Below are 16,113 nucleotides of genomic sequence, written 5' to 3'. Positions count from 1 at the left end.
CTGTCAGACACATCGCATCGCGGGGCAAGCCCGCTCCCACAGGGTAGAAAAAACCCTGCAAGGGTATTTATTACCCTAATGCCAAGGGTTGTTTTAACCATAGCACTGGACACAGCAAGTAAATCCGCGGGCCTGGCGCCTGGCCCGAGTCTTGCTGAACAGGCCTGTCAGTCATTCCATTGGAGTTCACATGAGAAACATCATCCAGCCGCTGGCGTGGTTTGCCGCTTTGAGTTCGTTCATTGCCGTCGCCAGCCGCGTCGCCCTCAGTCTTGTCTGAGGCGCCCTTCCCCTCCAGCCTGAGGATGAACTCCCATGGTCCTGCATCGCGTCCATCACCAGATTCTGCGCAGCCATCACCTGTTCGAGCCGTTGAATGACGAACAACTGGATGAGCTGATGGCGTCCAGCCACTTGCTCAATGTCGACAAGGGCGAACCGTTGTTCCACCAGGGCGAGCCCGCCGAGGCGTTCTACTTCGTGATTGCCGGCGCGGTGAAGATCTACCGCCTGACCCCCGACGGCCAGGAAAAGGTCTTTGAAGTGGTCGGCCCACGGCAAACCTTCGCCGAAGCGATGATGCTGATGGACACCCCGAACTATGTGGCCTCGGCCGAAGCGATAGGCCCTTCGCAGCTCTATCGTTTGTCGACCCACACCTACATGCGCCTGCTGCAGAACAATAGCCGCCTGACCTTCGCCCTGCTCGGCAAGCTGTGCGTGCGTCTGCATCAGCGGGTCAACGAAATCGAGACGCTGTCGCTGAAGAACGCCACCCACCGGGTAGTGCGCTATCTGCTGACGCAACTGATGCAGGCCCAGCCGGTCGAGCGTCAGTTCGAACTGCCAATGGCCAAGCAACTGATCGCCGGCCATCTGTCGATCCAGCCGGAAACCTTCTCGCGGATCATCCGCCGCCTGATCGATGAACAGATCATCACCCAGGACGGACGGCGCATCGTCATTCTCGACCGCCCACGGCTGGAGCAATTCGAATGAAGGCCCTGCCCGTGTGCCTGTACTGCCAACACAGCAATCCGCCCCAGGGCGTCACCTGCGAGCAATGCGGCATGCCGCTTCCGGCCTCACAGGCGCACGCTGCGGCCCGGCGGCAATTGCGCTTTCTGTGGTTCTGCATTGGCCTGACGCTGTTCTGCGTGGTGATGGTGTTCTGGTTACCACGTTAGGCTCAAGGCTGAGTCAGCTGGCGATACAGTTGCGGCAGGCGTAGCGGCAACTGTTCAGGCTGGCGAATCAGGCTGTAGCCATTACTGCCGAACATATACGGCAAGTAGTCAGCCGCCTTGCGGTCGATGGTGATACAGAACGGGATCAGCCCCTGCCGCCGCGCTTCACGCACCGCCTCGCGGGTGTCTTCGACGCCATAGCGCCCCTCATACAGATCCAGATCATTGGGCTTGCCATCGGTCAGCAACAGCAACAGCTTGCGCCGCCGTTTGCTGCTGCCAAGCAGGCGCGTGGCCTGGCGAATCGCGGCGCCCATGCGCGTGTAGTAACCCGGCGTCAGCCCCTGAATCTTGCCGCGCGTGCTGTCGTCGTAACGCTGGGCGAACGTCTTGAGTTCCTGCAGGCGCACTTGCTGGCGACGCAATGAAGAAAACCCGTACAAGGCAAAGTCATCCCCCAGGGCCGAGAGGGTTTCGCCAAACAGCAACAGGCTGTCGCGGATCACCTCGATCACCCGGTGTTCATCGTTGAGGTGAGCATCGGTGGACATCGACACATCGGCCAGCAGCAGGCAAGCCAGGTCGCGACGGGTCTGCCGTTGCGCCATGAACAGGCCGCGCTCGACACACTGGCCATGGCTGCGCTCGACGTGAAAATCCAGCCAGGCCTGCAGGTCCAGCTCGCTGCCCTGAGGCTGCTGACGTAACCATTGGCGGTCATTGCGCAGCTGCTCGAACTGGCGGCGCAGGCGCCGCGCCGCCGGTTGCAGGCGAGCTGGCAAGGGCTGCGCCTGGCAATCACGTGGCTCGAACAGCTGCAGGTTGACGAAGTTCGCCTGCAAACGCCCTGTGCGATAGTCCCATTCCGGCAGTTTGATGCCCTCGCCCAAGGGAATGTCGTCGACCTCGGCGGGTGGCAAATCCAGGTGCAGCTTGAGGCCGCCGCCCTTGCGCAAGCGCGTGCGCGACAGGGTCAACTGATCAAGATCGTCGGCGACCCGCGCGGCATCCGGGTCTTCGCTGTCGTCGCTCCAGCGGTCCAGGTCGACATGTTCGGTCCAGCTGAACAGGTTCTCCAGGCGTACCACCAGCAGCCCGCCCTCACGACGATTTTCATCGATGCGGGTAGCGCGTTTACGGCCGCTACGCTGCTCGCCGGGCGCTGTTGCCAGGTGTTCGCTGGAGTCCTCCAGGTCACCGGCCGGAGCACCTGGCTGATGCAACGGCGGGTACAGCCACAGCGGCAACGGCCAGGCTGCCCGTTCACTGCGGGGAAACTCGCTGACGCTGCCCGGCTCGCGCAAGGCCTGGCGCAGCGCGCGCTCCAGGGCCGCTTCGGCAGGGCTCATCGCGGCCGGGTCCGGACGCAGTTGCAGGTGGGCGTCGACCAGCCGCTGGTAACGGCTCACCAGCGCCGGGTAGCGCTGCAACAAACGCTGGGTCCAGCGCTGGTTGTCCCGCCCCCAGTGCCGCATCGGCCCTGCGTGTGCCGCCAACAAGGCCAGCCAACGATAGAGTTCCTCGTTCAACCCGGCCTCGGGAAACACCGCAAGGTGGCTGGGCAAGCGCAGATTGCGCCCGTCGCACCAGGCCAGCGGCACCTGCTTGCAGGTACCGGCGATCTGCTGCAACAGCGTGCGGCGCAGCAGCAGATCGCGCTCGCTGGCCGCCTCCACACCCTGGTTGCCAGCCCCGCCCATGGCCCGGAACAACAGGGCCAGGGCGCGTTGACGCGGGGCAAGGTCAATGCCCGCCTGAGGAAAATCCGGGCTGGCGCGGCGGGTGATAAAGCGATGCCAGACACTGCCAACCCACTCTTCCAGTTCAAGGCTGAACGCCATGTTGCCTCCTGCCACGATTTATGACGGCACTACCCGGGCCGGCGCGCGCAACGCTGCGCGGCCGCGCTGGCGGAAGCTCAGCAAGTAGCACAACAGCCCCGCCATAAAGCCCAGGCCACTGACCAAGCGCGCCCAGAACAGCCCGCGCAGATGCTCGGTGGTGGACATGAACGGCAAGGCACTGCCGTCTTCGGCCCAGCGTTGCAGCAGGACCTGGACCACACCGGCCGCGGTCAGCAACAGGGTGATCATCACCATCGACAAGGTCATCAGCCAGAAGCCCCAGACCTCGAGGTTCTGCGAGCGCTCATCAGCGGCCTCACCCAACCCGCGCAAGCGCGGCATGGCATAGCTGATCAGGGTCATGACGATCATCGCGTAGGCGCCGTAGAACGCCAGGTGGCCGTGGGCCGCGGTCAATTGTGTGCCGTGGGTGTAGAAGTTCACCGGCGCCAGGGTATGCAGGAAGCCCCACACACCGGCCCCGAAGAACGCCGTCACCGTGGTGCCCTTGGCCCACAACGTGGCGGCGCGGTTGGGATGTTGCCGGCGACGGTTGCGGACCATGCTGAAGGCAAACAGCACCATGGCCAGGAACGGCAATGGCTCCAGCGCCGAGAAGATCGAGCCGACCCACAACCAGACCTCGGGCGCACCGATCCAGAAGAAGTGGTGTCCGGTACCGATGATGCCGGTGATCAGCGCCATGGCGATGATCACGTACAGCCACTTCTCCACCACTTCGCGGTCGACGCCAGTGATCTTGATCAGCACGAACGCCAGCATCGAGCCCATGATCAGTTCCCACACCCCTTCGACCCACAGGTGCACCACCCACCACCAGTAGAACTTGTCGCGGGCCAGGTTGCCGGGGTTGTAGAAGGAGAACAGGAAGAACACCGCCAGGCCGATCAGCCCGGTCATCATCACCATGCTCACCGTGGTCTTGCGGCCTTTGAGCAAGGTCATGCCGATGTTGTAGAGAAAGCCCAGGCACACCACGACGATGCCCATCTTGGTGATGGTCGGCTGTTCGAGGAACTCGCGGCCCATGGTCGGCAGCAGTTCGTTGTGGGTCAGCCTGGCAAGCCCGGCATAGGGTACCAGCAGGTAGCCGAGGATGGTCAGCACACCGGCGGCAGCGAACACCCAGAACAGCAGGATCGCCAGTTTCGGGCTGTGCAGCTCGCGGTCCGCCTCTTCCGGCACCAGGTAATAGGCCGCGCCCATGAAGCCGAACAGCAACCAGACGATCAGCAGGTTGGTGTGCACCATGCGCGCAACGTTGAAGGGAATGGCCGGGAACAGGAAGTCACCAACCACGTACTGCAGGCCCATGATCAAACCGAACAGCACCTGGCCGAGAAACAGCATCAGGGCAAACACGAAGTAAGGTTTGGCCACGGCTTGCGAAGCGAATTTCAGATGGGGATTGGCACTGCTCATCACTCAGCCCTCCTTGTTGGGCGGCCAGCCGTTGGTATTGATTTTCGAGCTCCACTTGAGGAATTCGGCGATGTCGTCGACTTCCTGCTCGCTCAGGTTGAACTGCGGCATGGCCCGGCGCCCCGGCACGCCCAAAGGCTGCATCTTCATCCAGGCGTGCATGAAGGGCTTGAAGCCTTCCTCGCCGCCACGGCGCTGGAACACGTTGCCCAGCTCCGGCGCGAAATACGCGCCCTCGCCCAGCAACGTGTGGCAGCCGATACAGTTGTTCTGCTCCCAGACCGTCTTGCCACGTACCACGGCGTCGCTCAATTGCGCGGCATTGCTGCGTTCGGGAAAGGTCTGCTCGGTGTGATAGGTCAAGGCCAGGAATATCAGGAAGAAAAACACACTCCCCCCGAAATAGATGTTCCTGGCCATGCCCTTGGTGAAGGTCTCTGACATGGTCACTTCCTCATGGCTTGGCCTGGCCATGATAGGAAGCGAGGGCTGGAAATCTGCTTGATGGCAATCAAGAAACGCCGATGGTTTTACTCGGGTATTAACCACGCAGGTTGAGGCTGATGCCCACTACCAGCGCCAGTACGCCAGCCCATGCCAGCAGCAGGACGCGCCAGCGCCACGGGCCGTGACGCAGCTCCATGAAGCCGTCGGTGATCAACCAGGCCTTGAGTACCGCCAGCACCAGGACCGCGCCACTGCTCACTGCGCCCTGTGCCAGCCCCACGGTGGCCAGGCTGAGCACGGCCAGGGCCAGCCAGCAGCCTAGCAAGAACCTCGAAGCGAGCATGCGCACCTCCTCAGCCCAGCAGGTAGACCAGCGGAAAAAGCACCACCCAGACCAGGTCGACCATGTGCCAGTAGAGCACCCCGGATTCGAACCCGCTGCAGTTGCCCGGCCCGTAGCGACGACGGCGACAGCCCTCGGCCAGCCAGGCCAGGATCAGCATGCCGAGCAGTACATGGAGAAAATGGAAGCCGGTGAGAATCCAGTACAGGGTGAAAAAGGTGTTGTGCTCAAGGCCCAGCCCCAGGCTCAGTAAATGCCGATATTCACCGAGCTTGAGCCCCAGATAGCCGCAGGCAACCAGCAACGCCAGCAGCAATAACAGCGCGGCCTGCCCTGGCCGTGCCTGACGCACCCGCTGTTGCGCCAGGGCTGCCAGCAGCCCGGCACTGAGCAGGCTCAGAGTCATCGCCAGCCCGGTGGAGGTGTCGAGCAACTGGCGGCTGGCGGCGAACAGTTGCGGCTTGAGGGCCTGGGTGACCGCGAACGCCAGGATCAACAGGGCGAACACCGACAGCTCGGCGAGAATGAACAGCCACATCGCCAGATCCCCCGGCAAGCGCCGGGTTGCAACGGCCTCAACTGAAATGGACATCGACCACGTCCATCAACGCCGCCACCGTCACCGGATCATCACTCAAGGGTTCGGCCAGGCAGGCCAGACAGGCCTCGCGCGGGTTCATCCCGGCGCCGATCATGCGAGCGGTGAAAATCAGCAGCCGGGTCGAAGCGACCTCTTCCAGGTCATGCTGCTCCAGGCGGCGCAAGGCCTGGCCCAGCCTGACCACCTGAGCGGCCAGGGCAGCGTCTACTCCGGCCTCGCGGCGTACGATATGGGCTTCTTCGGCGGCAGGCGGATAGTCGAAGCGCATGGCCACGAAGCGCTGGCGCGTACTCGGTTTCATGCCCTTGAGCAGGTTCTGGTAGCCGGGGTTGTAGGACACCACCAGCATGAACGAAGGCGGCGCCTGCAACACTTCGCCGGTGCGTTCCAGGAACAGCTCGCGGCGGTCATCGGCCAGCGGGTGCAGGACCACCACAGTGTCCTGGCGCGCTTCGACCACTTCGTCGAGGTAGCAGATGCCACCTTCGCGCACCGCACGGGTCAGCGGCCCGTCCTGCCACCAGGTGCCCTGGGCGCCGATCAGGTGACGGCCGACCAGGTCCGCTGCGCTCAGGTCATCGTGGCAGGCCACCGTGTGCAGCGGCAGGTTCAGGCGCTGGGCCATGTGCTGGACGAAGCGGGTCTTGCCACAACCGGTGGGGCCTTTGATCAGCACCGGCAGGCCGTGGCGCCAGGCTTGCTCAAACAGCGCCAGCTCATTGCGCTGTGCTTGGTAGAAAAGTTCGGATCGGGGTTCACAAACAGGCTTGAGGCTCATGCGGCACCTGACTCGGCAGCGGGTTCGCAGACCACGCTAAAGAGCCAGGCCCCGCGCGACAAGCGCCGCGCGGGGCAAACTTGATCGCCGTCAAGCAGCCTCAGACCGTACGCGAAAACTGGCCCTTGCGCCCGCCGCCAAGGTAGGCGTCGAAGGCCATGGCGGTGTTGCGCATCATCAGTTGCCCCTGAGGCAATAGCTGCAGTGCTCCGGGCTCCAGTGCCAGCAAGTGGTCATCCACCTGTTCGGCCAGTTGCTCAAGTGCCTCGGCGAAGTAGTCATGGAAACGGATGCCGTGGGAAGCTTCGAAGGTGCCGAAGTCGATCCGGCCGTGACACATCAGCGCGTTGATCACTTCGCGTCGCAGCAGGTCATCCGGATTCAGGCGGTAACCGCGCTGCACCGGCAACATGCCTTGATCCAGCCGCGCGTAATACTGCGACAGCAACTTCACACTCTGGCTATAGCTGTCCCCCACCTTGCCGATCGCCGACACGCCGAGGCCGATCAGGTCGCAATCGGCATGGGTCGAGTAGCCCTGAAAGTTGCGCTGCAGCGTGCCATTGGCCCGTGCCAGGGCCAGCTCGTCATCCGGCAAGGCGAAATGGTCCATGCCGATGTACACGTAACCGGCTTCGGTCAGACGGCGGATGGTCAGCTCCAGCAGCTCCAGCTTGCGCTCCGGCGGTGGCATGTCCTCGGGGCGGATCATCCGCTGTGCGCGCACCAGCTCGGGAAGATGGGCGTAGCTGTAGGCGGCAATCCGGTCCGGGCGCAAGGCGATGATCTTGCTCAGGGTGACGTCGAAGCTCTGCACCGTCTGCAGCGGCAGGCCATAGATCAGGTCGACGCTGACCGATTTGAACTGCGCCTGACGCGCCGCCGCGACCAGGGCATAGATCTGTTCTTCGCTTTGCCGGCGATTGACCGCCGCCTGCACATCCGCATCGAAATCCTGCACACCGAAACTCAGGCGGTTGAAGCCCAGGCCGCGTAGCAGCTGGATCTGTTCGGTACTGATGGTGCGCGGGTCGACCTCGATGGAGAACTCGTGGTTGTCGCTATCGTCGAGGTTGAACGCCTGGCGCAGGCTGTCCATCAGTTCGGCCAGTTGCTCGCCGGTCAGGTAGGTCGGCGTGCCGCCACCCAGGTGCAACTGGGTGAGCTTGCGACGGCGATCGAACAACGCCCCTTGCATGGCAATTTCACGCTTCAGGTACGCCAGGTACTCGGTCGCGCGATGGGTCTTGCGGGTGATGATCTTGTTGCAGGCGCAGTAGTAGCAAAGGCTCTGGCAGAACGGAATGTGGATGTAGGCCGACAACGGCTTGGGGCTCACCGCCTGATTGCTGGCATGCGCCGCCTGCAGGTAATCATCGACGGCGAACGCCTCATGGAACTGCGGCGCGGTGGGATAGGAGGTATAGCGTGGCCCCGGCCGGTCGTACTTCTTGACCAGGGCGCGGTTGAAATCAAAGGCAGGCATCATGATCGATCCACTCGTGTCGGGACGAAAGCGCCGAATTGTTCACCTCCTGTTCGAACAGCTGGCAGATTGCATCAATTTCCAGGCGGCCGGCGGGCAGGATGCTGATCAAGCCCTCGCTCAGTTCAACCAGCCCTGCGTGGCTCATGGCCTCTAGCCGCCGCCATGCCGTCGGGAAGTACTGCTGAAAATTCAGGCCATAGCGGGTTTCAATGGCCCGGATATCCAGTTGCAGGTCACAGGCCAGACGCTCCATGACCCGCTGCCTGACCTGATCGCTGTCTTCGCAGCGCCAGCCGCGCGCAGTGGCCAGCTGGCCCTGCTGCAGGTGTTCCAGGTAATCACCCGGCACCTCGGTATTTTGCGCATACAGCGCATCGAGCTGGCTGATCGCGCTCAGGCCGAAGCCGACATGATCGCAATAGCCATAACGGGTAAAGCCCTGACAGTTGCGGCGCAGACGACCACGTTCCTGGGCAATCGCCAGGTCGTCATCCGGGCGGACGAACTGCCCCAGGCCGATGTGCTGGTACCCTGCCGCAAGCAACAGCTCGAAGCAGATGCGTCGCATCATCGCCTTGTCCTGCTCGCTACTGGCGGCGCGCTGGGCGCATCGGGCATAGCGCAGCGGCGGATGAGCGTAGTCGAACACCTGCAGGCGGTCGGGTTCCAGCTCAATCAGGGTGGTCAGTTTCAGCGCGAAGCTTGCCGGGGTCTGCCAGGCGTGGCCGTAGCCCAGGTCGACACTCACCGAGCGGTAATCAAAGGTCCGTGCGGCATCGATCAGCGAATTGATCGGCGCCGGGTTCTGGTAGCAGTCCTGCGACAGCTCGCTGCCCTCACCGATATCCGGCACGCCGATGCTGACATGATTGAAACCCTGATCGCGCAACAACCCCATGACCGCCCATGTGGTGTGGTGCAGATCGACATCGACGCTGTAGTCGCCGCTCTCATGGGTGAGAAAGTTGAAGCGCTTGTGCAGTTGAGCCATCAGCCGCTGCAGTTGCTCGGGGGCAGGCGTGCTACCGCCCAGATGAAATTGCTCGACCCGTTGTTGCGTGCCCAGGTGGCACCCCACCAGGTCGATCTCCCGGGCCAGGGCTTGCAGATAGGCTTCGACGGATTGACTGTCCGTGCGCAAGCAGGTCGGCACCTGCACATTCAACGATAACGGCCGCTGCTGCTGGCGGCTGCTGCGCAGCGCGCGCAGCACATCCAGCGAACCGACACCGCCATGAAACCTGCGGACATCGACATAACTGTTGGGATCGAGCACGCCTTGATCGCATCTAACGACCTGCTCGTTACGGGGGTGAAGGACATCGAGCATGACGGGAGCTCCGAGACGGGCTGCGGAGTTTCAGTGTCCGCCGATAACGCCCTGAGCGCCTTGATTTGCATCAAGCGCCGGTGGCATGCCTACCAGCTCAGGTAGAACATGCCTTTGGCCAGCAAGACGATCAGCACCAGGTGGGTAAATACACTGGCATGAATGAACTTCACCCAGCGGGCCGTCATGCGCTCGGTCTTGAACAGCAGCATGGCGCCGAGAAAATGCACCAGCACGCTGGCGGCGAGCACGATCTTGGCCAGCAGCAAGGTGCCGAATGATGAACTTGATGGCGCTTCGAGCAACGGCAGATAGCGTAGCCAGACCATCCCTGCCCCGGCACCAAACAGCACCAGTAACACCCAGGGCATCAGTTGCCGGGCGCGTTGGCCAACGGCCTGTTCGAGCAGCAGCATGAGTTTGGCGGGCAGCTGTTTGCGGATGTGCTCCAGGAACAGCACCTCGAAGAACACCGTGCCGATGAAAATCAAGGCGGCGAACAGGTGCAGGGTCAACAGTAATGGGTAGGTCATTGGACCCTCTTGGCTCGCATCCTATACCTGGATTTGAGCCTACAAGGTTGGGGGGTGAATGCGGTTGATGGGGATCAAGAAAGGTTAAGGGGTGGGCAGTGACCTGCCCACCGGTTTCAACCGTTGCCCCGCGACATTCAGCGCTGCGAGAGCTTGTCGGCAAGCTGCGGTGCCCGCCGCTCATTGAGCAACGTTCTTGGCAACGCGAACCCTTCGAAGCTGCGCTGGGTGATTGGATTGTTGGCTTTTTCGACGCCAATGCGATAACGCATCATTCCATCGGCAATGGCAAAGGTCAGGTCAACACTGGTATTGGTACGTGCATTGAGGTGACCACGACTGAGGAGGCGGAACAGCGACCAAGGCCCACGATAACTCAGGCTGGCAGTGTTGCCGCTGCTGTGGACCAGGGTTAACTGACTACCGCTGACATTGCCCAGATTGTTCGGCCAGACCAGACCGGTACGCTGCGGGGCTCCGTGCTGATAGGGAATCAATTGGCCGTCGACACTGAGCATGCTGCTCAGACGCGTGGCGCTCAGGGCCAGCGGCTCGATCGAAAGTTGCACCGACAGATGGCCGCGATGATTGAAAAAGGTGTCGCGGATACGTTCGGCTTTGTTGAGTTGTTCCAGCACATCGCTGCGCACCAGGTAGCCGCCAAGGTTGTCCGAATACAACGCATCGAGGTTGTCTTTAAGGAACACGCTCAGGTATTGGTCCTGAAATTTTTGCAGCAGCCCTTGTGGGCCGAAGAAAGCTTCAAAGTCCTCCAGCGACGCATCTTCACCGCCCGCCACAAACGGATAACGGTTAGCCAGGCGTTCACGGTAAAAGCTGTAGATCTCACGGTCCCAACGTTTTTCCAGCTCTCCCAAAGCAACGATCATCAACACTTGAGCGGTCTGGTCGGCAAGTTTCCTGATGTGCTGATTGAGCGGTTCGGGCAGCCCCACGGCGATACGCTGCAGATTGGCGATCGGGTCGACACCGCCCAGTTCGAAGCGGTTGAGCACGGTCTTCAGCGCAGCCTTGCCCGGATCGGGACTGTCATGCACGGTTTTAGCGTAGTCATAGACCGCACTGACCGTGCGCAAGGTTTCTTCGTAATAGGAAGGTCGCTCGCCCTGCGCGGCGATCAGCTCCGACAGGCTGGAAAATGCCCGTCGAATACCCAACGCCTGCTGCTGAGCGTCTGCGACTGTGTCTGCCACCGCCGCGGCCTGCCCTTCGAGAGAGGGCAGCGACGGATAAATCACCGTATTGTCGCGCAAGGTCTCCAGTAATCGCCGCATCGGAGCCGCCGGCCCGGTGACCTGTTCCAGCACCGCCACGCCATGGCTCAGGTCGCGAAAATCAACCACCGAAAACTGATTCAACGCCCGTTGCCAGCTGTCCACATAATCGGCGTTATACAGCGCACGAATGCGCTGGGTCAGCACTTCGCGGTCCTGCTCCGAGTAATCCAGCCGTTGACGTTCACCGAGCACCCATTGGTCGATCATTGCCAATTCGATGATATTTCGAGTTCCAGTCTCGAAGTACCCCTTGAAACCTTTGGCGGTGAGCAGCGGCGTCAGCAACAGCCCGCTACCTTCGCCGTCATCGGATGGCAGCGGGTGATAAACGATATCGAACGCTGGCCCTACCTCATTACGCAAGTCCAGAGGGTGCTGCATGCGCTCCTGTGCGTCCCGTTTGAGCGTCATGTAGACCCGTTCCGCCATCGGTTGTTGACGCAACTGCTGCTGTACCTGAGCGATGCGTTCTTGATGCTGCGGCAGATCGGCATCGGCGTACTTCAAGGCATAGTCCAAGTGCCGCATCAGGTCCGTCTGCAATCGGCCCTGACCGGGGTAGGCCTGCTGCCACTGCTTGGCCGCCCAGTCCTCGACAATTGCGGGACGGCGGTTCTGCCGGTCTTCGATCATGCGGTAGACCCGTAAAGCGGCCAACTGCTGCTGGCTACCCGGGACTGCAGCGTTGATCGCGTCCAGCGCACGACTGGCAATGGCCGGCAGGAAACGCCGAGAAAGCAGGTTCAGATAAGCCTCATCGACCCGGGGGCCGATTTTTCTGCCTTGATACAGCCCCATATCGGAAAACAATGGCCAGGCTTCACGGTAGTCGCCATACACCGACACCGCTTCACGAATCTGGTCCAGTGGCACCAACAGGTTACGGCCCGTGGTATCGATCTTGGTATCGATGTCCCGAGCGCTGAACTCCTGACTCTTGGCCAGAACGCTGGCGGCCTTGTCGCCGTTGATGGTGAAGTAGACCTGCCACAACCCTACCGTCAGTAGGCTACCCAGGGAAGCAACGCTGAACCCGGCAATCAGCAACCGTCGTTTGCTGCGAGCGACCTTGATGTTGTCGCCCGCCAGGCCTGCTTCCGGATAGATGACTCGCTGGAACAACTGCTGGGCAAAATAGATCAGCTTCCCCCCGGTGGGCTTGACCTCGGCTGCAGGGGGCGCCAGTTGAAAGGGTTGCCCGGCCTGTTCGACAAACGCATTGCTCAAGGTGCCCCGCTGGTAGACCGAGGAAAAATACAGCCCACGCACGAGCACAGGCGTGGTGAAGCGGTCACTGCCGAGCATTTCACTCAAAAAGCCCAACAGCGCAGGACGCAGCCCCGACAATTGGCGAGTCAGGGCCAGGAGCCGGTGACGCTCGTTCAGCGTATGGGGTTGCGCAAAGCTATCGAACACCTGGGCGTTCATGCGTTCGACAAAATCTTCATATCGACTGGCCAGCTCCACCAGCCAGGCATCAAAGTCATCCACCGCCTCCAGGCTGAAGGTAAAGCCCAACAAGTTCTCCCGGTCACCGGGGGAAAGCCGGGCGAAGAACTCTTCAAAACCTTCGAGCAAGTCGAACTTGCTCAATGCCACATACACTGGCAAACGGGTACCCAGCTGTCGATTCAATTCATAGAGCCGGGTGCGCAGCACATTCGCATGGGCCTTGCGCTGCTCAGGGCGCTGCATCAACAATGCCTGGACATCAATGACCAGCACCACGCCATTGAGTGCGCGGCGACTGCGTTTGCGCACCAGCCAGTCCAGCAGGTGCAGCCACAGGCGCGGGTGGATGCCGGACGGCAGCACTGGTCGGGCTTTGTCATCGGCCTGAACAGCAGAGTGGCCACTCTGTTCTTCACTTTGACCAGCCACAATATCTACCACCCGATCAGGCTGGCTGAGCAACTCACCTGGTGGATCGATCAGTACAGCTTCATTGCCGATCCACCAATCAATCGGATAGGCCAGGCCGTCATCCTGGTGTGCCCTGGCACCCGTCCTGGTGACATGGGACAAAGAAAAACTCTGGTTGGAGCGCGTGATCAGGCTGGTCTTGCCTGCGTTCTCTTCGCCGAGCACAAGGTACCAAGGCAACTGATAAAGCGAACGGCGACGCTCCATATTATTCAGCAGAGTATCCAGGCTACGGTCTAGTGCCCTCTCCTGCGCCTGAACATACGACAAGCACGGATCGGCCTGCGTTGCCGCCTCGTACTGGCGTTCGGCTTGCAAGCACTGATAACGCTGGCGCACCCGCCAAGCCCAGCACAACAACGGGATGACCAGCACTACGACACTGGCCGACACACGCATCGCCAGCTCGGCCAGCGGCTGCTGCTCACGCCAACTCCACTGCGGCCCCAGCCACCAGATACCCGCCAACAGCAACGCCACAGCCAGCACTACCAACAGCGGCAAGGCCTGGTTTAACTGACGCAAGACAGGCAGCCCCCAACGCTTGAGGTAACTCCAGACCCTCCCCATAAGTTGCTCCTACTCCAAAGTTGTTCTAGTCAGCTGGTTGTCGCTGCTGTGTTGCGCCACTTTCTGGTACAGCTCTGGCTCCCACAGTTGGGCGGTGGTACCGCGCATCAGGCGAGCGACATTGGCGTATAGATCGTCCGCCAGCCACGACAGCCCACGGGACCCCAGCAGGTCGGCGGCGATGACTGTGGCGTAGCTTCGATGCCGTGGTGCACCCTGTGCTGCATGCAGCGCCTGTAAACGCAATAGCACCACCTCGACGCCCTCGGTATTGAGCTGGTTGAGCAATTCGTCCCGAAGCCCGGCATACTCCTGGACGGGACTGTCAGTTGTCGCGGCCTGGTCGGCACCGGTGATCCAGGCCTGGACCTGAGCATCGGCAAATGGCGTGCCGTCGTTAAAACACAAGGTCATCAACGCCGGCAGACGACAGACAAATCGCTCGCAGGCCTGGCGTATGGCAGCAGACACCTCCTCCATCGCCAGACGCGCGGCCACATTGGCGGCCAAGTAACTGCCACGCAGCCAGTACGGCGAAGCGACAACGCTTTTTTCGATGCGCTGTAGCAAGGCTGGCTCCACGGCATTGGCGCTCAGGGCATCCTGGTAACCGTCGACGATGTCGCGGGGTACGGCAGTCAGTTCGGTGCGCCAGTCACGGGTTATCGGCGGCGCTGTACGCAAGTGCGACCACAGGCCGAAGCGCCGCAATTGATAGCCCGCGGGATCATAGGGATCCTGCTGGTTGATCTGCTCGGCCATGCTCAACAAGGCGCGACGTTGTTCCCGTTCATTACTCACCGGCGCCGGCGGGGTGAAGAACGCCGGGCTCAAGACACTGTCGCAAGCGGGGCCGTTCGCGGTTTGTGCCGGAGCGACGCGCTCGCTGTACTTGCCCAGGTGCCGTTGCAAGGACTCGATTGCCGGTGCATCAAGCTTGGCCGGCCCGGCGCAGCTCGACAGGTTGGCCAGAGCCTGTTCAGCGGCTATCTGGTGGACGGGGTCAAAACTGCTTCGATCCAGGCTTGGCAGCGCTTGAGTTAGGTTTTCCAGCAACCGCGCCACCAGTTTGCGTTTACTCAGGTAACCCGTCGGCCCCGGTTTGGGGTGAGCGCTCTCCCAATACGACTCAACCATTCCGGCCAACAACCCCAGGGCATCAGCCCAGTGCCGCCACCCTCGGGTACGCAGCCACACCACGTGCAAATGACCGACAATACGAAAGTGCTTGCACTGAGTGGCCAGGTATTGCCTGGACGCTTCATCGATGTAAGGCCAGTCGATGCTGGTCTCGCGCAGACCGCCGAGTTTGACCATCTCCTGATCGATGGCCTGGTAGGTTTCGTCCTCGACATCGAAATGCCCCGCCGGTTGATCAGGCTCAATCGCTGCCAACAACTGTGTAAGCGCATCGGCCGGCACATCGATTACCAGCGACATAGCTGGCGCTCCTGCTCGATCAACGCTCCCAGGCCTTCTGCGTCAAACACAAGCCCGTCGAGCGGTGGATAGTCGCTGGCCAGGCTCAGGCGCTGTCCTGCTCCCATCTGCCGTAGCAGGGAAATGGCCTGCAGGCCGCGACCGGCGTCCACCACCAGACCGGCATCGTCCACCACTTGCCACTGGTAGGCTGCAGACAATGGCTGACCATCCTTGAACAGCTGCAGACGAATCCTGTTGGGCCTGGGCGGCTCGTCCAGCACCAGTTGCAGACGCGAGATGTTCGATTCGCAACTAATCGCCAGGTAGGGTCGCGGCGGCGCCACACCCAGCGCCGGTGCGGAAATGACCATTCGTTGCTCGCTGGGATTTTCCGGCTCCGGCCAACTGGACATCAGGAAACGAAAATCGTCGGCCGTGCGCCTGGCCTCGTTACGTTGCACCAGATTGACAATGGCCGGGAGCATGCCCACTTCAGGCGGCACTGTTTGCGCTACGGTCGGTGCGGGTGGTGTTCCAGCAGCCTCATCGAAACAAGCCAGACGCTTGAGCGACGAGATGATGGTGGTGCAGTCCACTGGCGCCGCCATCGCACTGCCATGGAGTAGTGCGTAGACGCACAAACCCGCCCAGCCGCTTCGCCCCCGCTTGCGCATATTCACTCCTCAGTCCTTGGGTATTGAAATTGGTACGCGTTCGAGGAAATACAGAAAACTGAACTTCGAACTCATAAAACAACAACTCAAACACAAAACAAAATACCAGCAACACCAATGAAAACAGAATATATACAGTAACCGCAGCAAACACCCAGAAGCAATATAAACAAACAATTAATAAGCAAGCACTAATACGGAGAAATTTCCCACATAAAAATCAGAACAAAT

Annotated in this window: 14 protein-coding genes; 2 read left to right on the top strand and 12 right to left on the bottom strand. The window is 61.3% G+C overall.

What is annotated here, in order from left to right; all coding sequences use genetic code 11:
* Positions 1–315: 315 nt before the first annotated feature.
* Both AC07OF_RS23435 and AC07OF_RS23430 read left to right on the top strand, forming a co-directional pair.
* The gene (locus tag AC07OF_RS23435; protein WP_495073524.1) at positions 316–999 is read left to right on the top strand and encodes a Crp/Fnr family transcriptional regulator; all 684 of its coding nucleotides are present in this window, start codon (positions 316–318) and stop codon (positions 997–999) included.
* Positions 996–1,187 (top strand): hypothetical protein, encoded by a 192-nt coding sequence (locus AC07OF_RS23430; RefSeq protein ID WP_038609987.1) that lies wholly within the window; start codon positions 996–998, stop codon positions 1,185–1,187. The genes AC07OF_RS23435 and AC07OF_RS23430 overlap by 4 nt, the downstream gene beginning before the upstream one ends.
* A 2-nt stretch (positions 1,188–1,189) precedes the next feature.
* Here AC07OF_RS23430 and AC07OF_RS23425 read toward each other — a convergent pair whose 3' ends face one another.
* From AC07OF_RS23425 to vasI, 12 genes are all read right to left on the bottom strand, one after another.
* Positions 1,190–3,028, bottom strand: a complete 1,839-nt coding sequence (locus tag AC07OF_RS23425) for a nitric oxide reductase activation protein NorD (RefSeq protein WP_495073523.1) — start codon at positions 3,026–3,028, stop codon at positions 1,190–1,192.
* An 18-nt stretch (positions 3,029–3,046) separates the two neighbouring features.
* A complete protein-coding gene (locus AC07OF_RS23420) occupies positions 3,047–4,474 on the bottom strand; it encodes a cbb3-type cytochrome c oxidase subunit I (RefSeq protein WP_038609981.1) in 1,428 nt (475 codons plus the stop codon).
* Positions 4,475–4,477: 3 nt separating this feature from the next.
* A complete protein-coding gene (locus tag AC07OF_RS23415) occupies positions 4,478–4,918 on the bottom strand; it encodes a c-type cytochrome (RefSeq protein WP_038609979.1) in 441 nt (146 codons plus the stop codon).
* 97 nt (positions 4,919–5,015) lie between these two features.
* Positions 5,016–5,264, bottom strand: coding sequence for a cytochrome C oxidase subunit IV family protein (locus AC07OF_RS23410; RefSeq protein ID WP_476447248.1), 249 nt, complete (start codon positions 5,262–5,264; stop codon positions 5,016–5,018).
* Positions 5,265–5,274: 10 nt separating this feature from the next.
* Positions 5,275–5,856 (bottom strand): cytochrome c oxidase subunit 3, encoded by a 582-nt coding sequence (locus tag AC07OF_RS23405; RefSeq protein WP_495073522.1) that lies wholly within the window; start codon positions 5,854–5,856, stop codon positions 5,275–5,277.
* On the bottom strand, positions 5,840–6,643 hold the full coding sequence (locus AC07OF_RS23400) for an AAA family ATPase (RefSeq protein ID WP_422419756.1): 804 nt from the start codon (positions 6,641–6,643) through the stop codon (positions 5,840–5,842). The genes AC07OF_RS23405 and AC07OF_RS23400 overlap by 17 nt, the downstream gene beginning before the upstream one ends.
* Positions 6,644–6,743: 100 nt before the next feature.
* On the bottom strand, positions 6,744–8,132 hold the full coding sequence (gene hemN / locus AC07OF_RS23395; protein WP_157192176.1) for an oxygen-independent coproporphyrinogen III oxidase: 1,389 nt from the start codon (positions 8,130–8,132) through the stop codon (positions 6,744–6,746).
* Positions 8,116–9,462 (bottom strand): oxygen-independent coproporphyrinogen III oxidase, encoded by a 1,347-nt coding sequence (locus AC07OF_RS23390; RefSeq protein ID WP_495073521.1) that lies wholly within the window; start codon positions 9,460–9,462, stop codon positions 8,116–8,118. The genes hemN and AC07OF_RS23390 overlap by 17 nt, the downstream gene beginning before the upstream one ends.
* An 89-nt stretch (positions 9,463–9,551) precedes the next feature.
* Positions 9,552–9,995 carry a CopD family copper resistance protein gene (locus AC07OF_RS23385; protein ID WP_038609964.1) on the bottom strand — a complete coding sequence of 148 codons (444 nt, stop codon included), beginning with the start codon at positions 9,993–9,995 and terminating at the stop codon, positions 9,552–9,554.
* A gap of 137 nt (positions 9,996–10,132) precedes the next feature.
* A complete protein-coding gene (tssM, locus tag AC07OF_RS23380) occupies positions 10,133–13,786 on the bottom strand; it encodes a type VI secretion system membrane subunit TssM (RefSeq protein WP_495073520.1) in 3,654 nt (1,217 codons plus the stop codon).
* A gap of 9 nt (positions 13,787–13,795) precedes the next feature.
* Positions 13,796–15,226 (bottom strand): type VI secretion system protein TssA, encoded by a 1,431-nt coding sequence (tssA, locus tag AC07OF_RS23375; protein ID WP_495073519.1) that lies wholly within the window; start codon positions 15,224–15,226, stop codon positions 13,796–13,798.
* Positions 15,214–15,882, bottom strand: a complete 669-nt coding sequence (vasI, locus tag AC07OF_RS23370) for a type VI secretion system-associated protein VasI (RefSeq protein WP_495073526.1) — start codon at positions 15,880–15,882, stop codon at positions 15,214–15,216. The genes tssA and vasI overlap by 13 nt, the downstream gene beginning before the upstream one ends.
* Positions 15,883–16,113: the final 231 nt, after the last annotated feature.

Source organism: Pseudomonas sp. GW821-FHT10B02 (assembly GCF_059415665.1).
The sequence above is the reverse complement of the archived record's forward strand: the minus strand, read 5'-3'. Positions and strand labels throughout refer to the sequence as shown.

Excerpts from the sequence above, each read along its gene's own strand:
- AC07OF_RS23410 (WP_476447248.1), bottom strand. The coding sequence starts at position 5,264 with ATGCTCGCTTCGAGGTTCTTGCTAGGCTGCTGGCTGGCCCTGGCCGTG.
- vasI (WP_495073526.1), bottom strand. The coding sequence starts at position 15,882 with ATGCGCAAGCGGGGGCGAAGCGGCTGGGCGGGTTTGTGCGTCTACGCA.
- AC07OF_RS23420 (WP_038609981.1), bottom strand. The coding sequence starts at position 4,474 with ATGAGCAGTGCCAATCCCCATCTGAAATTCGCTTCGCAAGCCGTGGCC.
- AC07OF_RS23435 (WP_495073524.1), top strand. The coding sequence starts at position 316 with ATGGTCCTGCATCGCGTCCATCACCAGATTCTGCGCAGCCATCACCTG.
- tssM (WP_495073520.1), bottom strand. The coding sequence starts at position 13,786 with ATGGGGAGGGTCTGGAGTTACCTCAAGCGTTGGGGGCTGCCTGTCTTG.
- AC07OF_RS23385 (WP_038609964.1), bottom strand. The coding sequence starts at position 9,995 with ATGACCTACCCATTACTGTTGACCCTGCACCTGTTCGCCGCCTTGATT.
- hemN (WP_157192176.1), bottom strand. The coding sequence starts at position 8,132 with ATGATGCCTGCCTTTGATTTCAACCGCGCCCTGGTCAAGAAGTACGAC.
- AC07OF_RS23390 (WP_495073521.1), bottom strand. The coding sequence starts at position 9,462 with ATGCTCGATGTCCTTCACCCCCGTAACGAGCAGGTCGTTAGATGCGAT.
- AC07OF_RS23415 (WP_038609979.1), bottom strand. The coding sequence starts at position 4,918 with ATGTCAGAGACCTTCACCAAGGGCATGGCCAGGAACATCTATTTCGGG.
- AC07OF_RS23425 (WP_495073523.1), bottom strand. The coding sequence starts at position 3,028 with ATGGCGTTCAGCCTTGAACTGGAAGAGTGGGTTGGCAGTGTCTGGCAT.
- tssA (WP_495073519.1), bottom strand. The coding sequence starts at position 15,226 with ATGTCGCTGGTAATCGATGTGCCGGCCGATGCGCTTACACAGTTGTTG.
- AC07OF_RS23400 (WP_422419756.1), bottom strand. The coding sequence starts at position 6,643 with ATGAGCCTCAAGCCTGTTTGTGAACCCCGATCCGAACTTTTCTACCAA.
- AC07OF_RS23430 (WP_038609987.1), top strand. The coding sequence starts at position 996 with ATGAAGGCCCTGCCCGTGTGCCTGTACTGCCAACACAGCAATCCGCCC.
- AC07OF_RS23405 (WP_495073522.1), bottom strand. The coding sequence starts at position 5,856 with ATGTCCATTTCAGTTGAGGCCGTTGCAACCCGGCGCTTGCCGGGGGAT.